Here is a 478-nt window from a genome sequence, read left to right on the forward strand (position 1 = left end):
CCCCGCCCAATTGGTCCTGGAAGGTCTGCAGCAGCTCCTGCGCCATCCAGCCCGCCCGCAGCAGCCAGTTGCAGCCGGTGCAGTAGGTAATGGTAACAATGGGTTTCCCGGGTTGGGTCATGGATCAGCCTCCAACGGCGCGCAGCATCTCGCGGCTGATGATGTGCCGCTGGATTTCACTGGTGCCTTCCCAGATACGCTCGACCCGCGCGTCGCGCCAGATGCGTTCCAGCGGCAGCTCGTCCATCAGGCCCATGCCGCCGTGGATCTGGATCGCCTCATCGGCCACCATCGCCAGCATCTCGGTTGCTTTCAGCTTGGCCATCGACATGTCGCTCTCGGTGACGGTGCCCTGGTCGAACTTCCAGCCGGCTTCCCAGGTCAAGAGGTTCGCCGCCTTCAGCTCCAGCGCCATATCGGCAAGTTTGAAGGAAATTCCCTGGAACTTGCCGATCTGCTGGCCGAACTGCTTGCGCTC

General features: G+C 62.6%; 2 protein-coding genes. Both read right to left on the reverse strand.

What is annotated here, in order from left to right; genetic code table 11:
- Positions 1-121 (reverse strand): Rdx family protein (locus RA19_RS25120; protein WP_039168548.1); only part of this gene is annotated, 121 nt, incomplete at its 3' end.
- Between the two features lie 3 nt (positions 122-124).
- Positions 125-478: acyl-CoA dehydrogenase family protein (locus RA19_RS25125; protein ID WP_039168550.1), on the reverse strand; the 354-nt coding region annotated here is incomplete at its 5' end.

Source organism: Leisingera sp. ANG-M1 (genome assembly GCF_000813745.1).
GTDB lineage: Bacteria > Pseudomonadota > Alphaproteobacteria > Rhodobacterales > Rhodobacteraceae > Leisingera.